We start from the raw sequence: 21,672 nt of genomic DNA, 5'->3' as shown, positions 1-21,672 counted from the left end.
GAAATTGGATAATAAACCTCTGGAATTGGATAATAAACCCCTGGAATTGGATGATAAACCCGTTGAAATAGCGAATAAACCCGAATCAATCGCCACATATCCACCGATAAATTGAATTCATATAGAAGGAAGATATAATAAAGAAAAGGAATGGGATAAAACAATTGAGGAGCGTATACATACTATGGCGCGAAGGATAAAGGTAATGACTGTTTTCGGTACACGGCCGGAAGCGATTAAAATGGCTCCGCTTGTAAAGGAGCTTGAGAAATATCCCGATCAGATTGAGCCGGTTGTCGCGGTGACAGCGCAGCACAGGCAGATGCTTGACCAGGTGCTTTCCATTTTTGGGATTACCCCTGATTATGATTTGAATATAATGAAAGACCGCCAGACATTAACGGATGTAACGATTCGCAGCCTGGAAGGGCTAACGAAAGTTTTTCAGGAAACGAAGCCTGATATCGTCCTCGTTCATGGGGATACTTCAACGACTTTTGTGGCGAGCCTGGCTGCTTTTTATAACTCAATCACTGTCGGCCATATCGAAGCTGGCCTGCGGACATGGAACAAGTACTCGCCTTATCCGGAAGAGATGAACCGGCAGCTGACAGGTGTCATCGCTGATTTGCATTTTTCTCCAACCACCCAGTCAAAAGAGAACCTGCTTGCAGAAAATAAAAAAGCGGAAACGATATTCGTTACCGGAAATACAGCGATAGATGCTTTAAAGACAACGGTAAAGGAAACGTATTCCCATCCTGTACTTGACTCCCTTGGAGACAGCCGGCTTGTTTTGATGACGGCGCATCGGAGGGAAAACCTCGGGAAGCCGATGGAAAACATGTTCAGTGCCATCAGCCGGTTAGTCGAAAAGCATAAAGACATCCAGGTTGTTTATCCGATCCATATGAACCCTGTTGTCAGGGAGATAGCAGGGAGGATTTTGGGAGAAAATAATCGGATTCATTTAATTGAACCTCTTGATGTAATAGATTTTCATAATTTCGCTGCGAGAGCCCATTTGATTTTGACGGATTCGGGAGGGGTGCAGGAGGAGGCTCCTTCACTTGGTGTGCCGGTCCTGGTGCTCCGGGATACAACCGAGCGTCCCGAGGGGGTAAGAGCAGGGACGTTAAAGCTTGCCGGAACGGAGGAAGAGACAATCTTCCGGCTTGCTGATGAGCTGCTTTCCGATGAGGAAGCTTACCGGAAAATGGCCAAAGCATCGAATCCTTATGGGGATGGACTGGCGTCTTCCCGGATTGTGGAAGCAATTTCATATCATTTTAATCTCAAAAAAGACCGCCCTGCAGACTTCGAATAATTTTTGCAAAAGAAGCGGACGTTTGAAAAAACACCCTATCTTCAATTGAATACATGCTGAACAGCCTCAGCCAATCCTGGCCGAGGCTTTTTCAATCTAATCTATCTACGTCTTGAGACCTAGAAGAGATTACAGTTGCAGGCTGTGGAAACGCTTGGCATTTTCGTGTATTGTAATGATAAGGAAAAAGATTTTTCAAAAATATTTATTTGCTGAACATGAAACAATTTGTCTGCCAAATACGTACTAACCAATACAGGATTAAAAGTCAGGAGTCGATGTTGAAATGAATCCATTTTTATCGTTTTTACTGCAGATTTCCGTTGCGTTTCCGGCAGCGTTCATAGCAGGTTTAGTAAGCTTTTTCGGATTTGATGCCGGCTTGCTGATTTCATCCGGAGTTATGGTGTTGGGTGGCGTGGTTTCATACAAGGGAGTCGGGTTTTATACGAATTCCCAATTTTTAAAGCGGCACGGCTTAACGGGGAAGGAATACAAGTATATAAAGCAGAATTTAGAAGAGGGGAAGCGGAAACTGAACCGCCTCCACAAATCCCTTTTTTCAATAAAGAATTTACCATCCTTAAAACAGCGGATTGACTTGATGAGGGTCACCAAAAAGATTTATAAAATGACGAAGGATGAGCCGAAACGCTTTTACAAGGCGGAGCGTTTCTATTTTTCGCATCTTGACTCACTCATCGAACTTGCGGAAAAATACGCCTTCCTATCGGCCCAGCCAAAGAGAAACCTCGAAATGGAGCTGAAGCTGCACGAGACGCAGCGGATGCTTGATGAACTTTCAAATGCGGTCGAAGAGGATTTGTACCACATTATCAGGGATGACATCGACCATCTCGACTTTGAGATTGATGTCGCGAAACAGGCGATTGAAATGAATAAAGGCAAGAATCTCATTGAGGAAAACAGGAGGCTAAAATGAACGAGAATAATTCAGCTGCTAAGAATACGAATAATTTACTTGATGATATATTGGCAGACCCGTTCGGAGCGGAGAATAATGTTGCGGTTACCCCGGCTGCCCCTTCCGAGGAAGAGAAGCAGGTCCGGCTGATCGATGTGCTTCCTGAGGAAAATAAGGCGCGGGCCCTTCAGCTGGCAACCCAGATCGATCCTAAAAACCATCAATCTATGATTTCATACGGGACCCAGGCGCAGGCGAAGCTTTTAACCTTCTCGAACGCGATGCTGGAGCATGTGCAAAAAAAGGATGTCGGTGAAGTCGGCGAAATCATTAATGATTTAATGAAGCGCCTATCGGATGTGAACCCCGAGGAATTGAATGACGGGAAGAAGTCATTGATTTCAAGGATGTTCGGCAAGGTTTCCGGATCCATTCAGGAAGTTTTGTCAAAATACCAAAAAACCGGTGCGCAGATCGACCGGATATCGGTCAAGCTGGATCGCAGTAAAAACGCCTTGCTGGCGGACATTGCGATGCTCGAACGGCTTTATGAACATAATAAGGAGTATTTCAATGCCCTGAACGTCTATATCGCGGCAGGGGAATTGAAGTACGATGAGCTACAACGGGAGGTAATCCCCGCATTAAGGAAGACAGCCGAGGAATCCGGCGACCAAATGAAATTCCAGGAAGTTAACGATATGCTCCAGTTCGCTGACCGTCTTGACAAGCGAATTCATGATTTGAAGCTGAGCCGGGAAATGACCATCCAAAGCGCACCGCAAATTCGCCTCATCCAAAACACGAACCAGGCACTTGCGGAAAAGATTCAGTCATCAATCATGACTGCGATCCCGCTCTGGAAGAATCAGGTTGCCATCGCCTTGACATTGATCAGGCAGCGTAACGCGGTCGAGGCCCAGAAACAGGTCGCAAAGACAACGAATGAGCTTCTTCTCAAAAATGCTGAAATGCTGAAAACAAATACAATCGAAACAGCCCGTGAAAACGAGCGCGGCCTCGTCGAAATCGAAACACTAAAGAGGACGCAGGAAAGCCTTGTTTCCACCCTTGAAGAAACGCTCCGCATCCAGGAAGAGGGCCGTAATAAGCGCCGCCAGGCCGAACACGACCTCGCCCTGATGGAAAGCGGCCTCAGGCAGAAGCTCCTTGAAGTAAAAGGAGATGCGAAGTAGGAATTTCGAATTTGCTCTTGAGAAGTGATCCTCAGATTCGGTTGAAAAACCGGGACGGAGTCAGGTGAAAATGAAACGGCCATTTCGCTGAAGCGGAATGGCTTTGTTTTATGTAGGGGCAAATGTTGTATGCGCGAAGGTTCATATATATCTAATAGCACCCATACAATGTAAAGAGGACACCAGAATTACTTGAAAAGACTGCATGAATATCCAGGTTACGGGAATTCTCTGTAATCCGAACGACAACTTTTGCAAAAAATAATTGGATGAGTTCCTCCCGCCCCAACGGATTTAGTTGTTTTCAATCAAACGTTTGAATGAATTTTACACTGTCGAATGATGCGGATATTTGGTAAGAAAAACTAATGTCCAACCCGCCAATTTATGGTAAAGTAATGAAAGAGAATCTTCCATCATTGGAACCGTACTAACCGTTAAGGGTTGGAAAACAAGGAAACAAGGAGCAGCATATGGAATTCAATAGAAAATGGGTGCTTGGCTGCGGGTTATTTCTTGCGGCTGTAAACGGAATAAGCTTTTTGCTGATCCACCTGCTTGGACGATAGAAGAATACGACTAAATATGAAAAGAGCGGGGAATGCAAGTGATTGATGACTTGACACAGCCGATTTCAAAACGGCTTTTATTATTATTGCTCCTGGTCACATTAGGATCGGAGGCCGCACTTTATTTATCCAGGTACAGTTACTTTTTCTCAGAGATGTATCAGGCAATTATGGTGATTTCCATCTTTGTCGCGTGGAAGCTTCATCCGAGGCTGGCGGGAAAGCCCTTGCGGAAGACAGAATCGGTAGGAGGCGGACCGGAAAGCAGCACAGAAACAGACGGAGGGCTGCAGGCTGGCGACATGGCTGATACCCGCTCCAAAAAGCCGCCATTCAGAAAATACATTTCGCAGTTTGCAGTTGTTTTTCTAATATTCTATCTCGGAGCAATCGTATTCAATTTTTACTCAGCCATTTTATTTACTGATTTTAATGAAAGCTACGGCGAATTTATGGAAGAATCAGCGGCATATGTGAATGATAGTATGGAAGATTCGGGTGAGGAGGGAATGGACCTAACCTTGTCTGACAAGGTGTTTGAATGGTTCGACCTGGCCGGCTCCGACTTTTATGCCGATTTCCTCGCCGGGTTTGAGGAAGTCTACCGGATTTCATATATGATTCTATTTCTATTGATCTTTAAAAAGATACTCCCGAAAAAATGGGAAAGCAGGAACCGGGACCTGTTCCTGATGGTCGCCCTATTCCTCAGTTCGCTTCTATTTGGAGCCGGGCATGCATTGGATACACCACAGCCCTGGGCAGTCACCATCGGCACGATCGCAACATTTACAAACCTCGGCCTCATTCTGGGCCTGCTGCTGCTCTGGACAAGGAACCTCTGGCTGTTGATCGCCGTCCATGCCACCTACGATATCCTGATGAGCATCGAATGGTACTATTTCGAATTTTCCTCCCTCATCTTTGCAGGGTTACTGCTGATCGCCTGGGCAATCGAGATTGGCACACGAAAACCAACCACTACCCTCCAGCCCGAACTAAGGATTGGAGAGTAATAAGTAAGGGGACGGTTCTGCTTCTTCCTTCAAGGCCTGAAGGAAGCGCTGGAACCGTCCCCTGCATCATTTTATGATTCTTTGGACACCAAGATCTTTGAGGGCCTGGTGCATGCTGGCACGTGTGGTGATGCCGTCGAATTGGAGGCCGAGGCTGACGATGGTTTGCGAGATTTCAGGCCGGATGCCGGTGATGACGGGTTGGACGCCTGTCAGGCGAAGGGCGCTGAAGATCTGGAAGAGCTGGTCGGCGACCATCGTGTCGATGATCGGGACACCTGAGACGTCGAAAATCATATGGCGGACATCGAGGCGGCTGCCTTCCGCGAGTGAAACTTCCATGATGAGCTTGGCGCGGCGTGTATCGATTGAACCAACCAATGGAACGACGGCTATTCCATCAACGATAGGCACGACAGGAACAGAGAGCTCTTCGAGTGCCGTGTAGGCGACGTTCATCAATGTGTCTGTATGCGCTTCAAATTCTTCACCCACAATGCTTGAAACCCGATCGAGCAATGGGTCGATAATTTTTGAAACGTCCAGCATGGTAATGGCGGCGAACTGCTTCTTTTCGAGCTCATCAGTGAAGACATCCCAAATTTCTGTCCGGAATAACGTCACACTTCTTAATGAATCGGTCAGCGACACATTGTAGCGGATTGCCACTCCCGCGGCCTTTTTGCCCCAAAGATCAATCCGCTCCAGAACGGCTGCTTCATTTCCTATTAATGCTTCTCCGAGGTGGGAAATGAATTTAGCACAAAAACTGACCTTTCTTTCATCATCGACTACCTGACCGGGCAAATGGAATGTATTGCTTTTATCAAGGATCGCCGTAACATTCCGGGCAATAATGTGTTTATTCGCGATAATTTTCTCGCCAATATACTGTAATTCATCCTTCATATGTACATTCCCCTTTTATATATACTTCTCCATCTTAATCATATAGTAATTTCCTTGCTATGCAAATTACCAACTGATTCAGCCTCCTAAACTTAACAATAAACTTCCTGCCACGCCAAAAAAAGCAGCTTAGATGGGCTGCTTTTTATCTTGGAAGGCTGGTGGGTTGTTAAAAGATATTGTTTTTTTACGCTGCGTTCGTAGAGCAGGCTCTATTCGACCGCGCACGCGGAGTATCCACGCTGGAGGCGTTTATACCCCTTCTTATCGACCGAACAGGCGGAAAACTAATGCTACGGGCGTCAATCCTATTTCTTGTCGACCGCACGGAAGAATAACTCCGGCTACGGTCGTCAATACGACCTCTTGTCGACCGCACGAATGAATAATTCTAGCTACGGTCGTCAATACGAGCTCTTGTCGACCGCACGGATGAATAACTCTGACTACGGTCGTCAATACAAAATCTTGGCGACGTAAAGTTGATTTTTTCACGCTGCGGTCGTTGAGTACATTGAGAGTGCTCCTATCCGATTCTTAAACCAAAGCGAATGCTATCGTCTAAAACGGCTGCTGAGCACCTTTAATAAAAATTGCTTTTCTTCAGCAGTAAGCATTCTCCAGCTTTTCACCTGAATTTTCATCAAAGTTCACTCCCCGTTTTTAATTTCACTTCCAACATAAATAAGTGTTCCCGCTACTTAACTATACTGATTCTTTAATAGAAACTGAATGGGGAATCGTTCAACAAATACTGACTGCAAGCCCGAAGGTTTTGCAGCAAATTTGCCTTTTTCAACCGCATGGGACAAGAATTTTGGCAAAACTAAGAATAAAGTCTGAAGAATTGAAGAAAAAGGTCGATGAAAATTCTGAATAGTACAAACAAAACATGAAATAAGCCCTATGGCTCGCCTGAAAACGTTCAGTTAGAATGGACATGCAATTCCAATTTAGGCTGAATGGAGGGGGAGCCGTTACATACTGATCGGCTATCGAAGGTTTGCAGGAAAGCTACTGGTACCAAATCAAAGCACTCATTTAAAGGAGGAAAAAGGATTTGCGTTTATTCAGAAAACAGCTTTTTATACTAACGGCGATTTTCATGGTGCTTGCCGGAACGGTCCTTCCGTTCGCTGGGAAAGCCAGCGCCGCCGATGAAAACTACATCACCGTCGCCCAGGCGATTGCCAATAACAAAGGCACAGCAACGGTTAAGGGGTATATTATTGGTTTTACTACTGGTACAAACAAATACGATTTTGACGCTCCGTTTGATGATGATATAAACCTTGCCATAGCGGACTCACCATCAGAAAGGGATCCGGCTAAAATTATGCCGGTCCAGCTCACCTCAGGGTTCCGTTCAGATTTCGGTCTGAAAACTAACCCGAAAAATCAAGGGAAACAAATCTTTGTCACAGGATCTCTGGAAAAGTATTTCACCGTTTCGGGACTAAAATCACCAACAGCCATGAGCTTTGTAGGGGAAACGCCTACTGATCCAGATCCTGGCCCAATACCTGCGGAAGGCCTAAAAATCCATGAAATCCAAGGCTCCTCCCACGAGTCGCCTTATAAAGATCAAAACGTAAAAGGCGTTCGGGGTATTGTCACCTTTGTACAGGATGCGAGCAATTTCTATATGCAGTCCGTCACGCCTGACAATAATCCGAACACTTCAGAAGGCATCCTTGTCTACAAGCCAACACACAACGTGAAGGTTGGCGATCTTGTATCCGTTGACGGCCTTGTAAAGGAATGGGTACTTGACGGCTACAATGACAAGCTGCAAACAGACCTTGCGATGACCGAGCTTAACGCAGCCGGAGCAGGTGCGTCTATATCTGTCATCAGTAAAGGCAATCCGCTTCCTGAGGCTTTAGTCATAGGGAAGGATATCTTCCCTCCGACACAAGTTGTCGATAATGATCGATTTGGGACTTTCGACCCAGATGAGGATGGAATCGATTTTTATGAAAGCATTGAAGGTATGCGTGTTGCAATAGAAAACCCAACTGCGACTGCCCCGCAAAAATACGGCGAAATCCCGGTTATTGCCGGAAAAGTTGAAGGAAAGCCTTACACTATCGCAGGCGGGACCATTTTGACAAAAGACACCTCGAACCCTGAACGGATTCACATCCTGATGGGCGACCGTGATTATGTAAACAAAACAGGTGACCGACTAAACGGCACTGTGACAGGTGTTATCAGCTATGGTTTCCAAAATTATAAGCTTCTGACCGATCGTGCCAGCCTGCCTGAAAAAGTGGAAGGCGCCACAGCCCGTGAAACATCAACAATTAAAAAAGACGCGGACAAGCTGACGGTAGCTACCTATAATATGGAGAACTACCGTGCTTCCGAGGTTGAAAAGACGAATAAGATAGCTCAGTCCATTGTGAAAAACATGAATGCTCCAGATATTGTCGGCTTAGTCGAAGTCCAGGACAATAATGGCCCGACAAATGATGGAACGACCGATGCTTCTAATAACTATCAGGCGCTTATCAATGCAATCAAAGCTGCAGGCGGACCAACTTATAAGTGGACTGATATCGCGCCTGAGAACTTGAAGGACGGCGGCGAGCCTGGCGGGAATATCCGCGTTGGATACATCTACAATCCTGAACGGGTTCAGCTTGCAGAAGGAAAGCCTAAAGGCACAGCGACACAGGCAGTAGGCTATGAAAACGGCGCCCTGACTTTGAACCCTGGACGGATCAGCCCAACCAACACCGCATTCAACTCAAGCCGCAAGCCGCTCGCAGCAGAGTTCTTCTTCAATGGCGAAAAAGTGATTGTCATTGCCAACCACTTCAATTCCAAGGGTGGAGATCAGCCGATTTTTGGCAAAAACCAGCCGCCTGTACTTGGCAGCGAAGCACAGCGGGTACAAATTGCAACCATCGTCAACAACTTCGTTTCCGATGTTCAAACAAAGAACCCGGATGCAAACGTTGTGGTACTTGGCGACTTGAATGACTTTGAATTCTCTAAACCGCTTGAAGTTTTGAAAGGCAATGATCTGACAAATCTGATTGAAACGGTTCCACAGCCAGAGCGTTATACGTACAACTACCAGGGTAATGCCCAGGTGCTTGACCACATGCTCGTATCCAACCGCCTGGCTAATTCAGCGGAGCTGGATATTGTCCATTTGAACTCGGACTTCTCAGCTGCCCAGGGACGCGTCAGCGACCACGATCCACTCGTGGCCCAGATTGACCTGACTCCGGAGCCAGCCGGCCCGAAACCGCTTGATTTGACGATCATGCATGTAAACGACAGCCACGCGCATGTCGAGCAGTATCCGAAGCTTGTTACAGCAGTAAATGAAGTGCGCGGCCAGGCAAAGAACAGCCTGCTTCTTGACGCGGGCGATGTCTTCTCCGGCACGCTGTATTTCAAGCAGTACCAGGGGCTTGCTGATCTTGAATTCATGAACAAGCTTCGTTATGATGCGATGACATTCGGCAACCATGAATTCGATAAGACGTCCGAAACCCTAGCAAACTTTATTTCGAAATCGAACTTCCCAATCGTCAGCGCGAACGTTGATGTCAGCAAAGACGCTTCGCTCGGCAAGCTGTTCGAAAACAGCATCAGTGAAAATGCTGAAGGCGGCAAAATTTATCCGGCCATTGTGAAGGAAATCGACGGTGAAAAAGTCGGCATCTTCGGCCTGACGACACCTGATACAACTTTCCTTGCCAACCCGGCTGACGAAATTGTCTTCAATAATGCGATTGACAAGGCAAAGGAAACTGTTGCGGCCCTGAATGCCCAAGGCGTAAACAAGATTATCGCGCTTTCCCACCTTGGCTATGTGCCTGACCAGGATCTTGCCGCAAAAGTCGAAGGCATTGACGTCATCGTCGGCGGCCATTCGCATACAAAGCTGGACAAACCTGTTGTCGTGCAAAAAGAAGAGCCGACCTTAATTGTCCAGGCGAACGAATACTTGAACTATCTCGGCAAGCTGGAAGTTTCTTTTGACGAAAATGGCGTTATCACTAGCCATAACGGCGTCCTTCTTGACCTGAAGAACTATGCAGCCGATGCGGACGCAGCAGCGCGTGTTGCTCAACTAAGGGCTCCGCTTGATGATTTGAGAAAGCAAGTAGTCGGGCATACTACAGTGCCATTGAACGGCTTCCGTGATGATGTCCGTTCGAAGGAAACGAACCTTGGCAACATGATTGCCGATGCGATGGCGGCCAAGGCGAATGAGTCCTTGCCAACAACGATCGCCATCCAGAACGGCGGCGGCATCCGCGCATCGATTGATAAAGGGGATATCACTCTTGGACAAATTCTTGAAGTCATGCCGTTCGAGAACCAGCTGGTCGCCCTTGAACTGACAGGAGCAGAAATATGGGAGGCGCTCGAGAATGGCGTTTCACAGGTGGAAACTAAGCAAGGCAAGTTCCCGCAGGTTTCCGGTCTCCGCTTCCAATACGACCCGGCCAAACCTCCTATGGACAGGGTCTGGAGTGTTGAAGTGAAAAATGGCAACAAATATGAAGCCATTGATCTTAGCAAAACATACCGCGTCGCAACGAACGCATTCGTAGCCGATGGCGGTGACGGCTATACTTCCTTCAAGAAAGCGAAAGATGATGGCCGGATCAATGAACTATTCGTTGTAGACTTCGAAGTGCTCGCTTCCTACATTGAAAAGAACAGCCCGATTTCTCCGGCCGTTGAAGGCAGGATTATTGCAGGCGAAGAGCCACCGGCGATTGTGACTGGCTGGGTTGAACAAAACGGACAATGGTTCTACTACGATGAAGCTGGCAAGAAAGTAACCGGATGGCTAGAGCTTGACGGTAAGAAGTACTATCTCGATCCGGCAGCGGACGGCGCCCGTGTAAGCGGCTGGAGGACCATTGATGGAGCCGTGTACTATTTTGACAAGGAAGGCGTCCAGCAATCTGGCTGGCTCGTTCTTGATGGCAAAAAGTACTACCTCGATCCGGCAGCAGACGGTGCCCGTGTCAGCGGCTGGAAGACCATCGATGGAGCCGTATACTATTTTGACAAGGATGGCGTCATGCAGACAGGAGCTGTCGCCATTGGCGGCAAAACCTATTTATTCGATGAAAACGGCGTCCAGCAGACCGATAAATGGTCCAAATACGATGGCTGGTGGTATAAACTCGATAAAGACGGAGTCGTCACCAAAAAGCAGGAATTCGCGCCGCCTGGACAAATTGGAAACACGCCTGGACAGGGAGGCAATAACCCTGGTCAGAGTGGAGAAACACCAGGGAAAGGCAAAAAGGGTAACGCAGCTTAACATTGGTGCGAAACCTCTTTGAATCTCGCTAATAAAACAAGGAACACCCGTTGGATAGAAGTCCAGCGGGTGTTTCAACTTTTATATTAGTAATCTACCAAAAAACTTCCTAATACCTCCAAATAAATCGCTTAAATTCCTTTTTAAAACCTCATCCGTGATAAAAGTTAGCCACAAAAAAGGAAACTATAAAAAGGAAAACAATTACCTGTTAATTTATTGGGAAATATAATAGAATAGTATTACCAATCAAAAACATTTATGTAATTTTATTGAATTAAAACAAGGTTTAATGAATTGATTACTTTACCTCTAGCCTCAAAAATTGCGATTCAATTAATTTCAAGCAACAAACAAATATAGAACGGAGGAATTGGAATGAATTTAAAAAGACTGGTTTGTTTAATCAAAAGAAACCACAAGTATGATTATTATTCCGGCCGGTGTGTTCGTTGCGGAAAGTTAAAGGATTCAAAACAGTAAATGAATCGAAATGCGTGTCCGTACCAGGGGTAAAAATAAGAAAGGTACGGCTGGGCCGCACCCTTTCAATATTTTAACCTTGATCGAAAGCTTACCGCCTGAAGAATAAATAACTTTTCCTGTAGTGTTAGTTTCCTCCAGCTTCCTGCCTTGATTTTCATCCTCATCGCTCCCTTTTAAGAATCCGGATTTTGAGTGCATGTATTATTTACTTATTCTTCCTTTACCGCCCATTTAGCTATCATAAACGAAGAACCGTTCTCCAATTTCAGAGCAAATTGGACAAGGATGAACAGGATATAGGCTGAATTTTTGAAAAAAGAAGAGGACATTGGCGAAAAAGGCAGGCTAAAGGAAAAGGAGGGCGAACGATTTTTGCAAAAACAAAATGAGGCCTCCTCAGGAAGCCTCATTGTCTGTAAGGAAATGTGATTATAAAGGTAGACCCTTTTCCGGGCCCTTCACTTTGGACTTCAATCGTTCCCCGGTGATCACGGATAATCTTATGGGTGACCATTAGTCCAAGCCCATTTCCGGTCGCCTTTGTGGTGAAAAAAGGCTCGCCGAGCTTAGCAAGCTGTTCCTCGGTCATGCCGACCCCGGTATCCGTAATGGTTATCGCCACTTGTTTTTCTTGTTCCTCGAGTAAAATGCTTACTATACCACCGTCCACAATGGCCTCGATCGCATTTTTGATGATATTGAGGAAAACCTGTTTCAATTGATTTTTTTCCCCATTAATCAGGACTTCTTTTTTAGGAAAATGAGTAATGAGGAGAACGCTTCTGAGCGTGGCTTCAGGTTCAAGGAATTTTACCGCATCGTGAAGGATTCCGACAAGGTCGGATTGCCTAAAGTCGGTTGAATGCGGACGGGCAAAAATCATGAAGTCGCTTACAATTGAATTGATTCGATCGATCTCATCCAAAATAGTCCTCGTAAAGACAGTTTCCTTTGTCGTTTCTGTCAAAAGCTGGACAAAGCCTTTGATGGTCGTTAACGGGTTGCGGATTTCATGGGCGAAGCCAGCCGCCAGTTCCCCAACCATGGAAAGTTTTTCAGCCTTTAGCAATGTTTCCTCTGTCTTCTTTTGTTCGGTAATATCATACTGGAGGGAAATATGTTTATACCTTTTCCCCGTACTATCAAGAAACGGGACCAGAGTCGTGTCGACCCAATAAGTGGAGCCATCTTTTGCCTGTGCTAGAATCTGTCCGTTCCAAACCTTTCCTTTATTCAGTTCCTCCAGAACATCTTGGAAAAACTCTCTCGATTGGTAGCCCGAATCCAGAATGGACGGGTTTTTTCCAATCAGCTCTTCTTTCGTATATTTCGAGATTTCACAAAGCCGTTCATTCACATACAAATAATTGTCATGTTCATCTATTACGGCGAAAATGGTTGCCTCGTTGAGGACTTTTTTCAGTTCGGCAAGCTCGGTAAGGCTCATTTTTAGATCGGCGGCAGATTCCTCCAGTGCGAACTTTGTGATCGAAAGGATTTCATTATAATGGGCGATAACGGAAGAAACAATCGTATGGTTTAACGGGTCTAGAATCCTGATACAATCAAAAAGGTCGTGGACTGATATTGTGCCCGCCTTGGATTCCTGCTCCAACAGTCTGACGATGACCGCGCGTGTATCATAAAGCAGGCTGATGGTAGAATCGAGAGATCCGGCTGTTCCTGCAGACCTTTTACCTAGAAGATTTGCCAGTGCATGGAGATCCTCCTTAACTGAGTCATTACCGGCTTCTAAACTTTGGCCCATTAGGTGTATTAAGTACTTTTGCCAAAAAGAGGGTTGGTCAAAATTATGATAAAGCAGCTTATATCTCTGATCAGGACTAGCCTCAGCCAGTTCACCGCCGAGCTCTTTAAGCTTCCGGGCTATATACGTAATGCCACTGTCCATTTCTGCCCCCCTTATAAAGTGAGATGTAACCGAATTGAAACCATATTAAATTTTCTGAAAAGTTTCCCGTAATAATTGTCTCATTTATAGAATGAAATTTCCAGTGCACTTTGTAAAGTTTGGAGTAAATCGTAAACTTGTTTATAAAAACGAGACAATCATCGGTTAATTCGATTGTTTTATAAAAATATTCTTTCCAAAAACCAAAATGCCCCGAACAAAATGATGGCCCATGAACCATAATCAATGATTTTACCGGCTGCCTTTTGCTTATGCAGCAGGCGTAGAACCGGAAGGGCGAGAAGAACAAGCGCAAGCTGCACTGCTTCGATCCCAATATTGAATCCAACCAAGGCGCTTGCCAGACTGCTTTTTGAAATCGCCATTTCCTTCAGAATCCCCGCAAAGCCAAGTCCGTGAATCAATCCGAAGCCAAACGTCAGCAGCCAGCGGTTCCGGATTTCCTTTCTGAACAGGTTCTCGGCTGCCACATAGCAAATGCTGAAAGCAATTGCCGCTTCAACGAACCGGGAAGGCAAATCGGCAATCCCGAGGACAGCGAGCGACAGTGTGATGCTGTGGGCAATCGTAAACGATGTAATGATGGCGGCATATTGTTTGAATGTTTGCTTCCTTAGCAGCAGCGCCAATAAAAACATCAGATGGTCATAGCCTGTCAGGATATGGAGCATGCCAAGCTTGAAGAACGCCGTCCATCCGGAAGTGGAGGAAGCGGTTTTCGCTGGCGTTCCGCTATCTTGGCCGCCGTTATCCGAAGGGGACTGTCCGTCCGTTCCCTGCTCCTGCTGGACTTCCGTTAACAGAATCGTCCATTCCCGGTTGTCTCCCTGCAAAACCGCTTCGCTTGTTTCACCGCGGTTCGAAGCGGAAATGAGATTGATATAATTCGTTCCCGCATCGTTTTTGAAAAAGCCGTCCATCAGCGTAACCGTATCCCCGGGAAAATAGGCAGGGTACAAAAACGCTACGGTGACAAAATCTTTCCGGTCTTTCTTTTCGAGCTTCATCCCCTTTAGCTTGGGCTCCTGCTGACGGTTATCTTTGTCGAGGACAACCGTTTCCGTGATAAGCTCCGCAATATGCTCCCTTTCGGAATTCATTTCCCCCTTTTCAAGAATCCCGTTTTTATTCGAATCAACCTCCTCGAGCAGCTCCATAACCGACAACGCATCGATTGAAAAGGTAACTGTTGTCGCCTGGTCGGTAAACTTGACCTTTGTGAAACTCGCGCTGTATGCATGCGCACTCGCAGACCGCGGCATTGGCAGCAGCAGAATCGCTGCCAGGACGAGGACAGCTGCTTTATGGAAAAATACAGAAGGTTTGTTTTGCAAAAGAAATCCCCCTAAATAACCTTAATAAAAGCAACTCTACTTTAACAGGATGTGGGGTTTTTGAAAACAGGGTTTCGTGCCCGGCAGAAGGTGATAGATTGCTAGGATGAGATGGTTGAAAAAAGGATATATCCGAAAAGGTAAGAAAAAACGCTTTAAGGAATGTTCAGTTAAAAGTGAGTGTTGATTTTCAATGAAGTTGATTGGAACGGAGGGGACTGACTCCGGCGGGATGCAGCGGCACGTGGAGACCCCACAGGCGTCTAGGACGCCGAGGAGGCTCCACGGTCCGCCCCGCGGAAAGCATGTCCCCGGAGTGGAAATCAACAGTCAAGGAAAACAGGGCCTTAAGAATATATTCAAAAATCCACCGATAAAAATAGCAAACTGCTAGCAACCTTCCCGGGCAAAACAATTGATTTCCATCTTATAGCACTTATTTCCTTTATTTACATATTTAAAACACCCATATTTTTTATAAAAAACCATATTCAGAGATTCTGATATTTTGTAAAATAAAAAGGCGTAAAAATTTTATAAGGAATGGAGAGCGAACGTTAACAGGGACCGGTAACGGGACCAATACAGAAACTTACCGATACAGCCCGTGTATTTTGCAGCATAGATCATTCGGAGACGATGACAAAGGAGCGGACAAATGGGGAAAATGATTAGGAAACACAAACGTTCAGTCAGCATGTTCCTAACAGCAATCCTGTTAATCAGCACATTTTTGCCAGCGGGAGCAATCAAAAAAGCAAGCGCTTCCATTGCGGAACATGTGGTGATTAGCCAGGTTTATGGCGGCGGCGGAAACAGCGGAGCGCCATTCAATAAAGATTTCATTGAATTATATAATCCAACTGACCAGGAGGTTAGCCTTGAAGGCTGGTCGATCCAGTACGCGTCTTCTGCGGGGACAGGCTGGAACGTGACGAAACTGTCTGGCACAATTCCAGCCTATGGCTATTATTTAATCGCCCAGGCTGGCGGGGCAACCGGTGAGGAATTGCCGGCACCTGACGCTACTGGCGGGGCCGCAATGTCCGCCACGAGCGGCAAAGTCGCGCTCATGAATACGACGACAGCCGGATTCGGCAACATGCCTGCCGGGACAGTCGACTTTGTCGGATTCGGGGCCGCGAACGCCTATGAAGGGACAGGCCCGGCGAAATCGCCGTCAAACACAACAAGCGCCCAGCGCCGCCCGTACGCCAATGTCGCACCGGCAAAGGGACTTGGCAATGCTTGGGACAGCGATGACAATATGAACGACTTTGTGGCAGGGGTTCCAACCCCACGCAACACAAAGAGCCCAATCGAAAGGCCGATGCAATCAGCAGCCAGCCTTGCGCCAATCGGGAGGAACATCCAGTTCACTCCTGGAAAAATTGCCGGCTTTGAAGGAGCAGTTCCAGCCAATTCGATCGTAACTGCTTTTGAAACAAAAGGCGGGACAAGCCTTGCTAGCGGGACGGCAGTTGAAAATGGTTCATTCGAACTTACTTTTGGCAAAACTGACCTAAAAACCGTTTTCCTGACTGCAAAACAGGAAGGGAAAGACGCGAGCGAGCCGGTTGAAATTCAGCTGGCAGCGGCAAGCGCACAAATAGCAGCTGATAAACTGAGCTATATGGTTGACAGTAAAGGGGTAGGCACGTTGACCGGCAATGCCGGCGCGGCAATCGCGCAGGCGGCAATCAATGTGTATCCGAACGAGACAGCCAATCCGGCGGAGCGTTTCCAGCCGACCGATGGCGAAAAAGTCCTTGCCAATGCGTCTGGTGCGTTCACCTATGTTTTTGCCAAGGCTCCTGAAAAAATCTATGTGACGCAGCAGACTGTCACGGCGAAAGGGATCAACCTTGAAAGCACGCCAGTCGCGGCTGAAAAACCGTCACTTGAAGTCATCACGCCAATCAATGTGATGAAGGAAACCGATGCGAAAGGGCTCCTCGTCAACCTGAATAAATTCTTTACAGTTGAAGGCGTCGTTACGATTGAAAACGGCATCCTCGGTACCCAGAAAAACAACTATTACATCCAGGACGAAACTGGCGGAGTCAATGTTTTCGGCTCCTTCGACTCGAAGATCGACGTCAAGCGCGGCGACAAAGTCAAGGTAACCGGGAAGGTCCTCGACTATAACGGCCTGACCGAGCTTGAACCGACCGCGATTGTCAAAATCAGTGAAGGAAATCCGATTCCGTCCGCCAAGCCTGTAACAATTGAAAACCTGAACACGTTTGCCGCGGCAGAACCGCTTGAAGGCTCACTTGTCAACGTGACAGGAAAGGTTTCGGCAGTAGCGGCAACTGGAACGAACTACAATATCACCTTTGTGGATGAAAACAACAAAGCAACAACATTAAGAGTAATGGAAAAGACCGGCATCAAGCCTGATACAGACCTTGTGATTGGCAAAAGCTACGCCATCACCGGTATCGTCGGTCAGTATACAACAAATGCATCTAAACTGAATGGCTATCAAGTTTATCCGCGTGATGTGAAGGACATTGCAGCCCAGCTTGGCCTTGAACACACGCCAATCAAAGAAGCATACGAGGATACGGCAGTTGAATTTGTCGCCAACGCAAGCGGCGCTGAAGCTGTCACGGTTTACTACCGCGCGAAAGAGGCGGAGGGCTACACTGCAATTCCAATGGCTGCCGGTAGCGAAGGTCGCTACACAGCAGTCCTTGAAGCGGACAAAGTCCCGGCAGCAGGCTTTGAATATTATATCGAAGCAAAAGCCGGCGACAAGACAAGCACTTCCGGAACAAGTGCTGCGCCATATTCGGTCAGCCTTGTCAAAGATACGGCAGGCCCTGAGTTTTACGGCGAAAATCCAATCGGCGGCCTGAAAACCGAAAGCCCGCGTCCGGAAATTTCCGTCCTGATCAAAGACCCGAGCGGCGTTAAGGAAGACTCGATTAAAGTTTGGTTCGACGGCAAGGAAATCGATTATACGAAAGCCGTCATCAGCAAGAGCCAGGTTAAATTCACGCCGCAAGCCGACCTTGAAATCGGCCTGCACACGACGAAAGTCACCGCGGCCGATACGAAAGGAAACGTCGGAACGTATGAATGGACATTCGAATCCGTTCCGCGCTTCACCGGCGGCAATCATTACCTGGGCACGACCCACAACCATACGAATATTTCCCATGACGGGGCAGGCGCTCCAGAGGAAGCGTTAAAAGCGGGCCAGAGCCACAATTACGATTGGTTCGCTTTCTCCGACCATTCGCATGACATCGACCCGGCTCTGCTTGGACAGGACACCGTCAACCGCGGCGACACGCCTGAACGAAAAGGCGGCGCCGATTGGCAGCTGACGAAGGATCTCGCGGCAAAATATACGAAGGATGGCGATTACGTCGTCTTCCCGGCGTTTGAAATGACGTCAACAACCTGGGGACACTCAAATATTTTCGGCTCGGAGAACTTCATCGACCGGAATATCAACAGCAAAATGTATCAGGATTTGAACAAATATTATGCATGGGTCATGACGTACGATGACATCGTCGGCCAGTTCAACCATCCCGACATGTCAAAAGCCGCGTTCAATGACTTTAAACCGTATCAAAAAGAAGTCGACAAATTGTTCACCATGCTTGAAGTCGGCAACGGCTCCGGCCACTACGGCTATGCCAACGCCGAAAAGAAATTCTTCTCCGTCCTCGACCTCGGCTGGCACGTCGCACCGACTTACGGGGAAGACAACCATGAAGGCACATGGGGCCAAACAAATGCCCGGACAGTCATCGTTTCCAAAGATTTGTCCCAGGAATCACTGCTCCATTCCATGCGCAACATGCGCGTCTACATGGTGGAAGACCCGAACTTCACTATGGACGTAAGCGCGAACGGCTACTATATGGGCTCGACCGTCGACAGCAAGAACCTGAGCTTCTCGATCAGCGGCAGCGACAGCGTCACGGAATCGCGTTCATCAGCTGATTACAGCTATCTTCCGGCCGACTATAAATCAGACGACCGCGTTGCTAAGGTCGAACTGATCTCAAACGCCGGCAAAGTAGTGGACACATACGAGCCAATGACGAAAGAATTCACCTGGAAGCCATCTTATACCGTAAAAGGCGGCCAGCAATGGTTCGTTGTAAGGGTCACCCAGATGGACGGTGAGAGAGCATACTCTTCGCCAATCTGGTCGAAGGAAGAAGCAGTTGACGTCAAAGTCAACAGCATCGACGTTACCGGTGACGTCATCGTCGCGGGCAACCCGGCAACATTGAAAGCGAACGTCAGCAACAACGGAACACAGGCTGTTTCCAACCTGAAAGTAGACCTGTATGTGGACGAAGTGAAGGATGCCAACCTGATCGGCACCCAAACTATTTCCTCCATCCAGGCAAAGGGAGTCGGCACAGCGGCGATCAAGTGGGAAAGCCCGATAAAAGGCGACCACACAATCATCGCCACCGTCAGCTCACTCGACGGAATGGATTTGGGCGACACAGCGTTCCTGCTTCCCGTGAAAATCAAAGAACCTTTAGGTGTCAAAATTCTCATCGATGGCGCACACGGCAATGAAAACTCAAGTGGAGACAGCGGAACATATGCCAATAATCTGAAGGCTTTCACAACTATTTTGCAAAAAGAAGGCTATACCGTTTCAGAAAACAAGGTTCCATTTACGGATGCCGTCCTCAAGGATGTCAGTATCCTTGTCCTAACACATCCAAGGACCGCTTATACGGAAGCGGAAAGGGCAGCCATTGCAAAATTCACGGCAAACGGCGGCTCGGTCTTGATGGCTGGAAAGAGCAACAACAGCACGAACCCGACCATCAGCAATCCGCTCCTTGCCGATATCGGCACGAAAATCAGGATGAACAATGACGGGGTATTCGATGACAGCAAAACAGGGAACTTCTGGAGCGATCCGAAAGTCAGCCCGTACGCAGTCAGGGCATTCCCGGGACTCGTCAGCAACTATATCACGGACCGCGTCCATTTCCTTGATTACTACAGCGGATCAAGCTTAATGGGTGCCGACGGCCAGCCGCTCGCAGAAGGCGGCAGCCTGACCATCCTGGCAAAAGGAAATGAAACGACGTACCAGGGCAACCTGAAAGCAGGCGGCTTCGCATACGACACCGTTTCCGATGACAAAGGCGGATCAGCCATCCCGCTCATCGCTTCCGAGGAACTCGGCAGCAAAGGCCGGATCATCGTCTCCGGAATGAATATCTTCAATGATAAGCAGATGGATGAATCATACGAAGACAAAGGCAACGACCAGTTCTCACTGAACGCCATCAACTGGCTCGCTAACCGCGAAACGAAGGTCACTTCAATCGGTGACGCGCGCAAGCTGGCCGAAGATACAGAAACCGTCATTGAAGGAACAGTCACAACCGCGGCCGGTGTCTTCTTCGACGCCTTCTACGTCCAGGATGAAACGGGCGGAATCATGGCCTTCAATGAAGTACCGGACGGCTCGCTGAAACTCGGCGACAAAGTCAGGATCTACGGCCATATCATCTCCTTTGATAACAACAAAGAAATCGAATTCGCGAAATTCGACCAAGACGTCATCAAAATCGGCAGCGGCACACCGCTTGAGCCGAAACTCGTCCCAACCGGCGAAGCAACATCAGTAGCCAACCAGGGACTGCTCGTGAAGGTAAAAGGAAAAGTCGTTTCCAAGTTCGACGAAAACTCCTACTTCATTAACGACGGCTCCGGCCAGGTCCTCGTCTTCACTGATGGATATATAGTCAATCAGAGCGGACCTGTTCCGGCACTGAAACCAGGCGACACACTTGAAGCCGTCGGCATGTCCGGCATGTTCGCCCAGGGCGAGCGGATCCGCGTCCGCGACACTAGGGAACTGATCGGCACAGCCGATACAACCCCGCCCGAAGCGCCAGTGGTTAACGTTGTGACAGACGCAGACACAGTCATCACCGGAACAGCCGAGGGAGGCTCAACTGTCATCGCGAAAGTCTTTGCTAAGGTGATTGGCGAAGCGACCACAGGTGCAGACGGAAGCTTCACGATCAAAATTGCCAAACAGCCAGCCGATACTGTCATCACGGTTACCGCAACAGACGCATCCGGCAATGAAAGTGCCGCAACGGAAACTGTCGTGAAAGACGCGACACCGCCAGCAGCACCAGCCGTCAACCGAGTGCGGAACGCCGATGACCTCATCACGGGCATCGCCGAAGCAGGTTCGAAGGTAGTCGCCAAAGTCGACGGCCAGATCATTGGCTCCGCCACCGCCGACAGCCAAGGCAAATACAATATCAAAATCAAAAAACTGAAACACGGCACGACGATTTCCGTCACAGCCACCGACGCAGCCGGAAACGAAAGCAAAGCAGCCACGACCATCGTCACCGCCGGCAGCTCGAACAATATTTAAGCAGTAACACAAAATCCTCCCTGGAAATTGAACGGGGAGGATTTTGTTTTTCCTTATAATATGTAGCTCCGGAATCCGTATCAATTACGGATAAAATCAAGAATCGTTCGGATAAATCAAAAAAAGTCCGGCAACGGACACAAAATTTACGGACAAACCAAAAAAAGTACGGATAAATGTAAAAACTTTACGGATAAAGTTAGCAAACTGCTAGCACTACCGGTTCTATTCTAAATTACTAAAGATAGGTTTTGGCTTTTTATAACCGGCTG

General features: G+C 47.7%; 9 protein-coding genes. 6 read left to right on the top strand and 3 right to left on the bottom strand.

Going from position 1 to position 21,672, the window contains the following annotated elements; translation table 11 throughout:
• Window positions 1-184: 184 nt before the first annotated feature.
• The 4 genes from wecB to BN1002_RS19465 all read left to right on the top strand — a co-directional run bounded on the left by wecB (window position 185) and on the right by BN1002_RS19465 (window position 5,033).
• Window positions 185-1,327, top strand: a complete 1,143-nt coding sequence (wecB, locus tag BN1002_RS19480) for a non-hydrolyzing UDP-N-acetylglucosamine 2-epimerase (RefSeq protein ID WP_048827185.1) — start codon at window positions 185-187, stop codon at window positions 1,325-1,327.
• A gap of 286 nt (window positions 1,328-1,613) precedes the next feature.
• Entirely contained in the window at window positions 1,614-2,270 is a 657-nt protein-coding gene (locus BN1002_RS19475) for a 5-bromo-4-chloroindolyl phosphate hydrolysis family protein (RefSeq protein ID WP_048827184.1), read from the top strand.
• A complete protein-coding gene (locus BN1002_RS19470; protein WP_048827183.1) occupies window positions 2,267-3,448 on the top strand; it encodes a toxic anion resistance protein in 1,182 nt (393 codons plus the stop codon). Before BN1002_RS19475 ends, BN1002_RS19470 begins: the two co-directional genes overlap by 4 nt.
• Before the next feature lie 607 nt (window positions 3,449-4,055).
• Entirely contained in the window at window positions 4,056-5,033 is a 978-nt protein-coding gene (locus BN1002_RS19465) for a CPBP family intramembrane glutamic endopeptidase (RefSeq protein ID WP_048827182.1), read from the top strand.
• 66 nt (window positions 5,034-5,099) lie between these two features.
• Here the strand turns inward: BN1002_RS19465 and BN1002_RS19460 are convergent, their stop codons facing one another.
• Window positions 5,100-5,942 (bottom strand): STAS domain-containing protein, encoded by an 843-nt coding sequence (locus tag BN1002_RS19460; protein ID WP_048827181.1) that lies wholly within the window; start codon window positions 5,940-5,942, stop codon window positions 5,100-5,102.
• 1,060 nt (window positions 5,943-7,002) lie between these two features.
• Here BN1002_RS19460 and BN1002_RS23465 point away from each other — a divergent pair.
• Window positions 7,003-11,247 (top strand): 5'-nucleotidase C-terminal domain-containing protein, encoded by a 4,245-nt coding sequence (locus BN1002_RS23465; protein WP_082036314.1) that lies wholly within the window; start codon window positions 7,003-7,005, stop codon window positions 11,245-11,247.
• Between the two features lie 892 nt (window positions 11,248-12,139).
• On the opposite strand, the gene BN1002_RS19445 is transcribed toward BN1002_RS23465, so the two are convergent.
• A complete protein-coding gene (locus BN1002_RS19445; RefSeq protein WP_048827179.1) occupies window positions 12,140-13,645 on the bottom strand; it encodes a PAS domain-containing sensor histidine kinase in 1,506 nt (501 codons plus the stop codon).
• A 179-nt stretch (window positions 13,646-13,824) separates the two neighbouring features.
• Window positions 13,825-15,000, bottom strand: a complete 1,176-nt coding sequence (locus tag BN1002_RS19440; protein ID WP_048827178.1) for a HupE/UreJ family protein — start codon at window positions 14,998-15,000, stop codon at window positions 13,825-13,827.
• Window positions 15,001-15,658: 658 nt separating this feature from the next.
• On the opposite strand from BN1002_RS19440, the gene BN1002_RS19435 reads away from it, so the two are divergent.
• Window positions 15,659-21,400 carry a DUF4350 domain-containing protein gene (locus tag BN1002_RS19435; protein WP_052445660.1) on the top strand — a complete coding sequence of 1,914 codons (5,742 nt, stop codon included), beginning with the start codon at window positions 15,659-15,661 and terminating at the stop codon, window positions 21,398-21,400.
• Window positions 21,401-21,672 lie beyond the last annotated feature (272 nt).

Origin of the sequence: Bacillus sp. B-jedd (assembly GCF_000821085.1) — a bacterium.
Taxonomy (GTDB): domain Bacteria; phylum Bacillota; class Bacilli; order Bacillales; family Cytobacillaceae; genus Bacillus_D.
This window is presented reverse-complemented; position numbering and strand designations above follow the sequence as displayed.

Coding starts and splice junctions, on each gene's coding strand:
- wecB (WP_048827185.1), top strand. CDS start 185: ATGGCGCGAAGGATAAAGGTAATGACTGTTTTCGGTACACGGCCGGAA.
- BN1002_RS19475 (WP_048827184.1), top strand. CDS start 1,614: ATGAATCCATTTTTATCGTTTTTACTGCAGATTTCCGTTGCGTTTCCG.
- BN1002_RS19470 (WP_048827183.1), top strand. CDS start 2,267: ATGAACGAGAATAATTCAGCTGCTAAGAATACGAATAATTTACTTGAT.
- BN1002_RS19460 (WP_048827181.1), bottom strand. CDS start 5,942: ATGAAGGATGAATTACAGTATATTGGCGAGAAAATTATCGCGAATAAA.
- BN1002_RS19445 (WP_048827179.1), bottom strand. CDS start 13,645: ATGGACAGTGGCATTACGTATATAGCCCGGAAGCTTAAAGAGCTCGGC.
- BN1002_RS19435 (WP_052445660.1), top strand. CDS start 15,659: ATGGGGAAAATGATTAGGAAACACAAACGTTCAGTCAGCATGTTCCTA.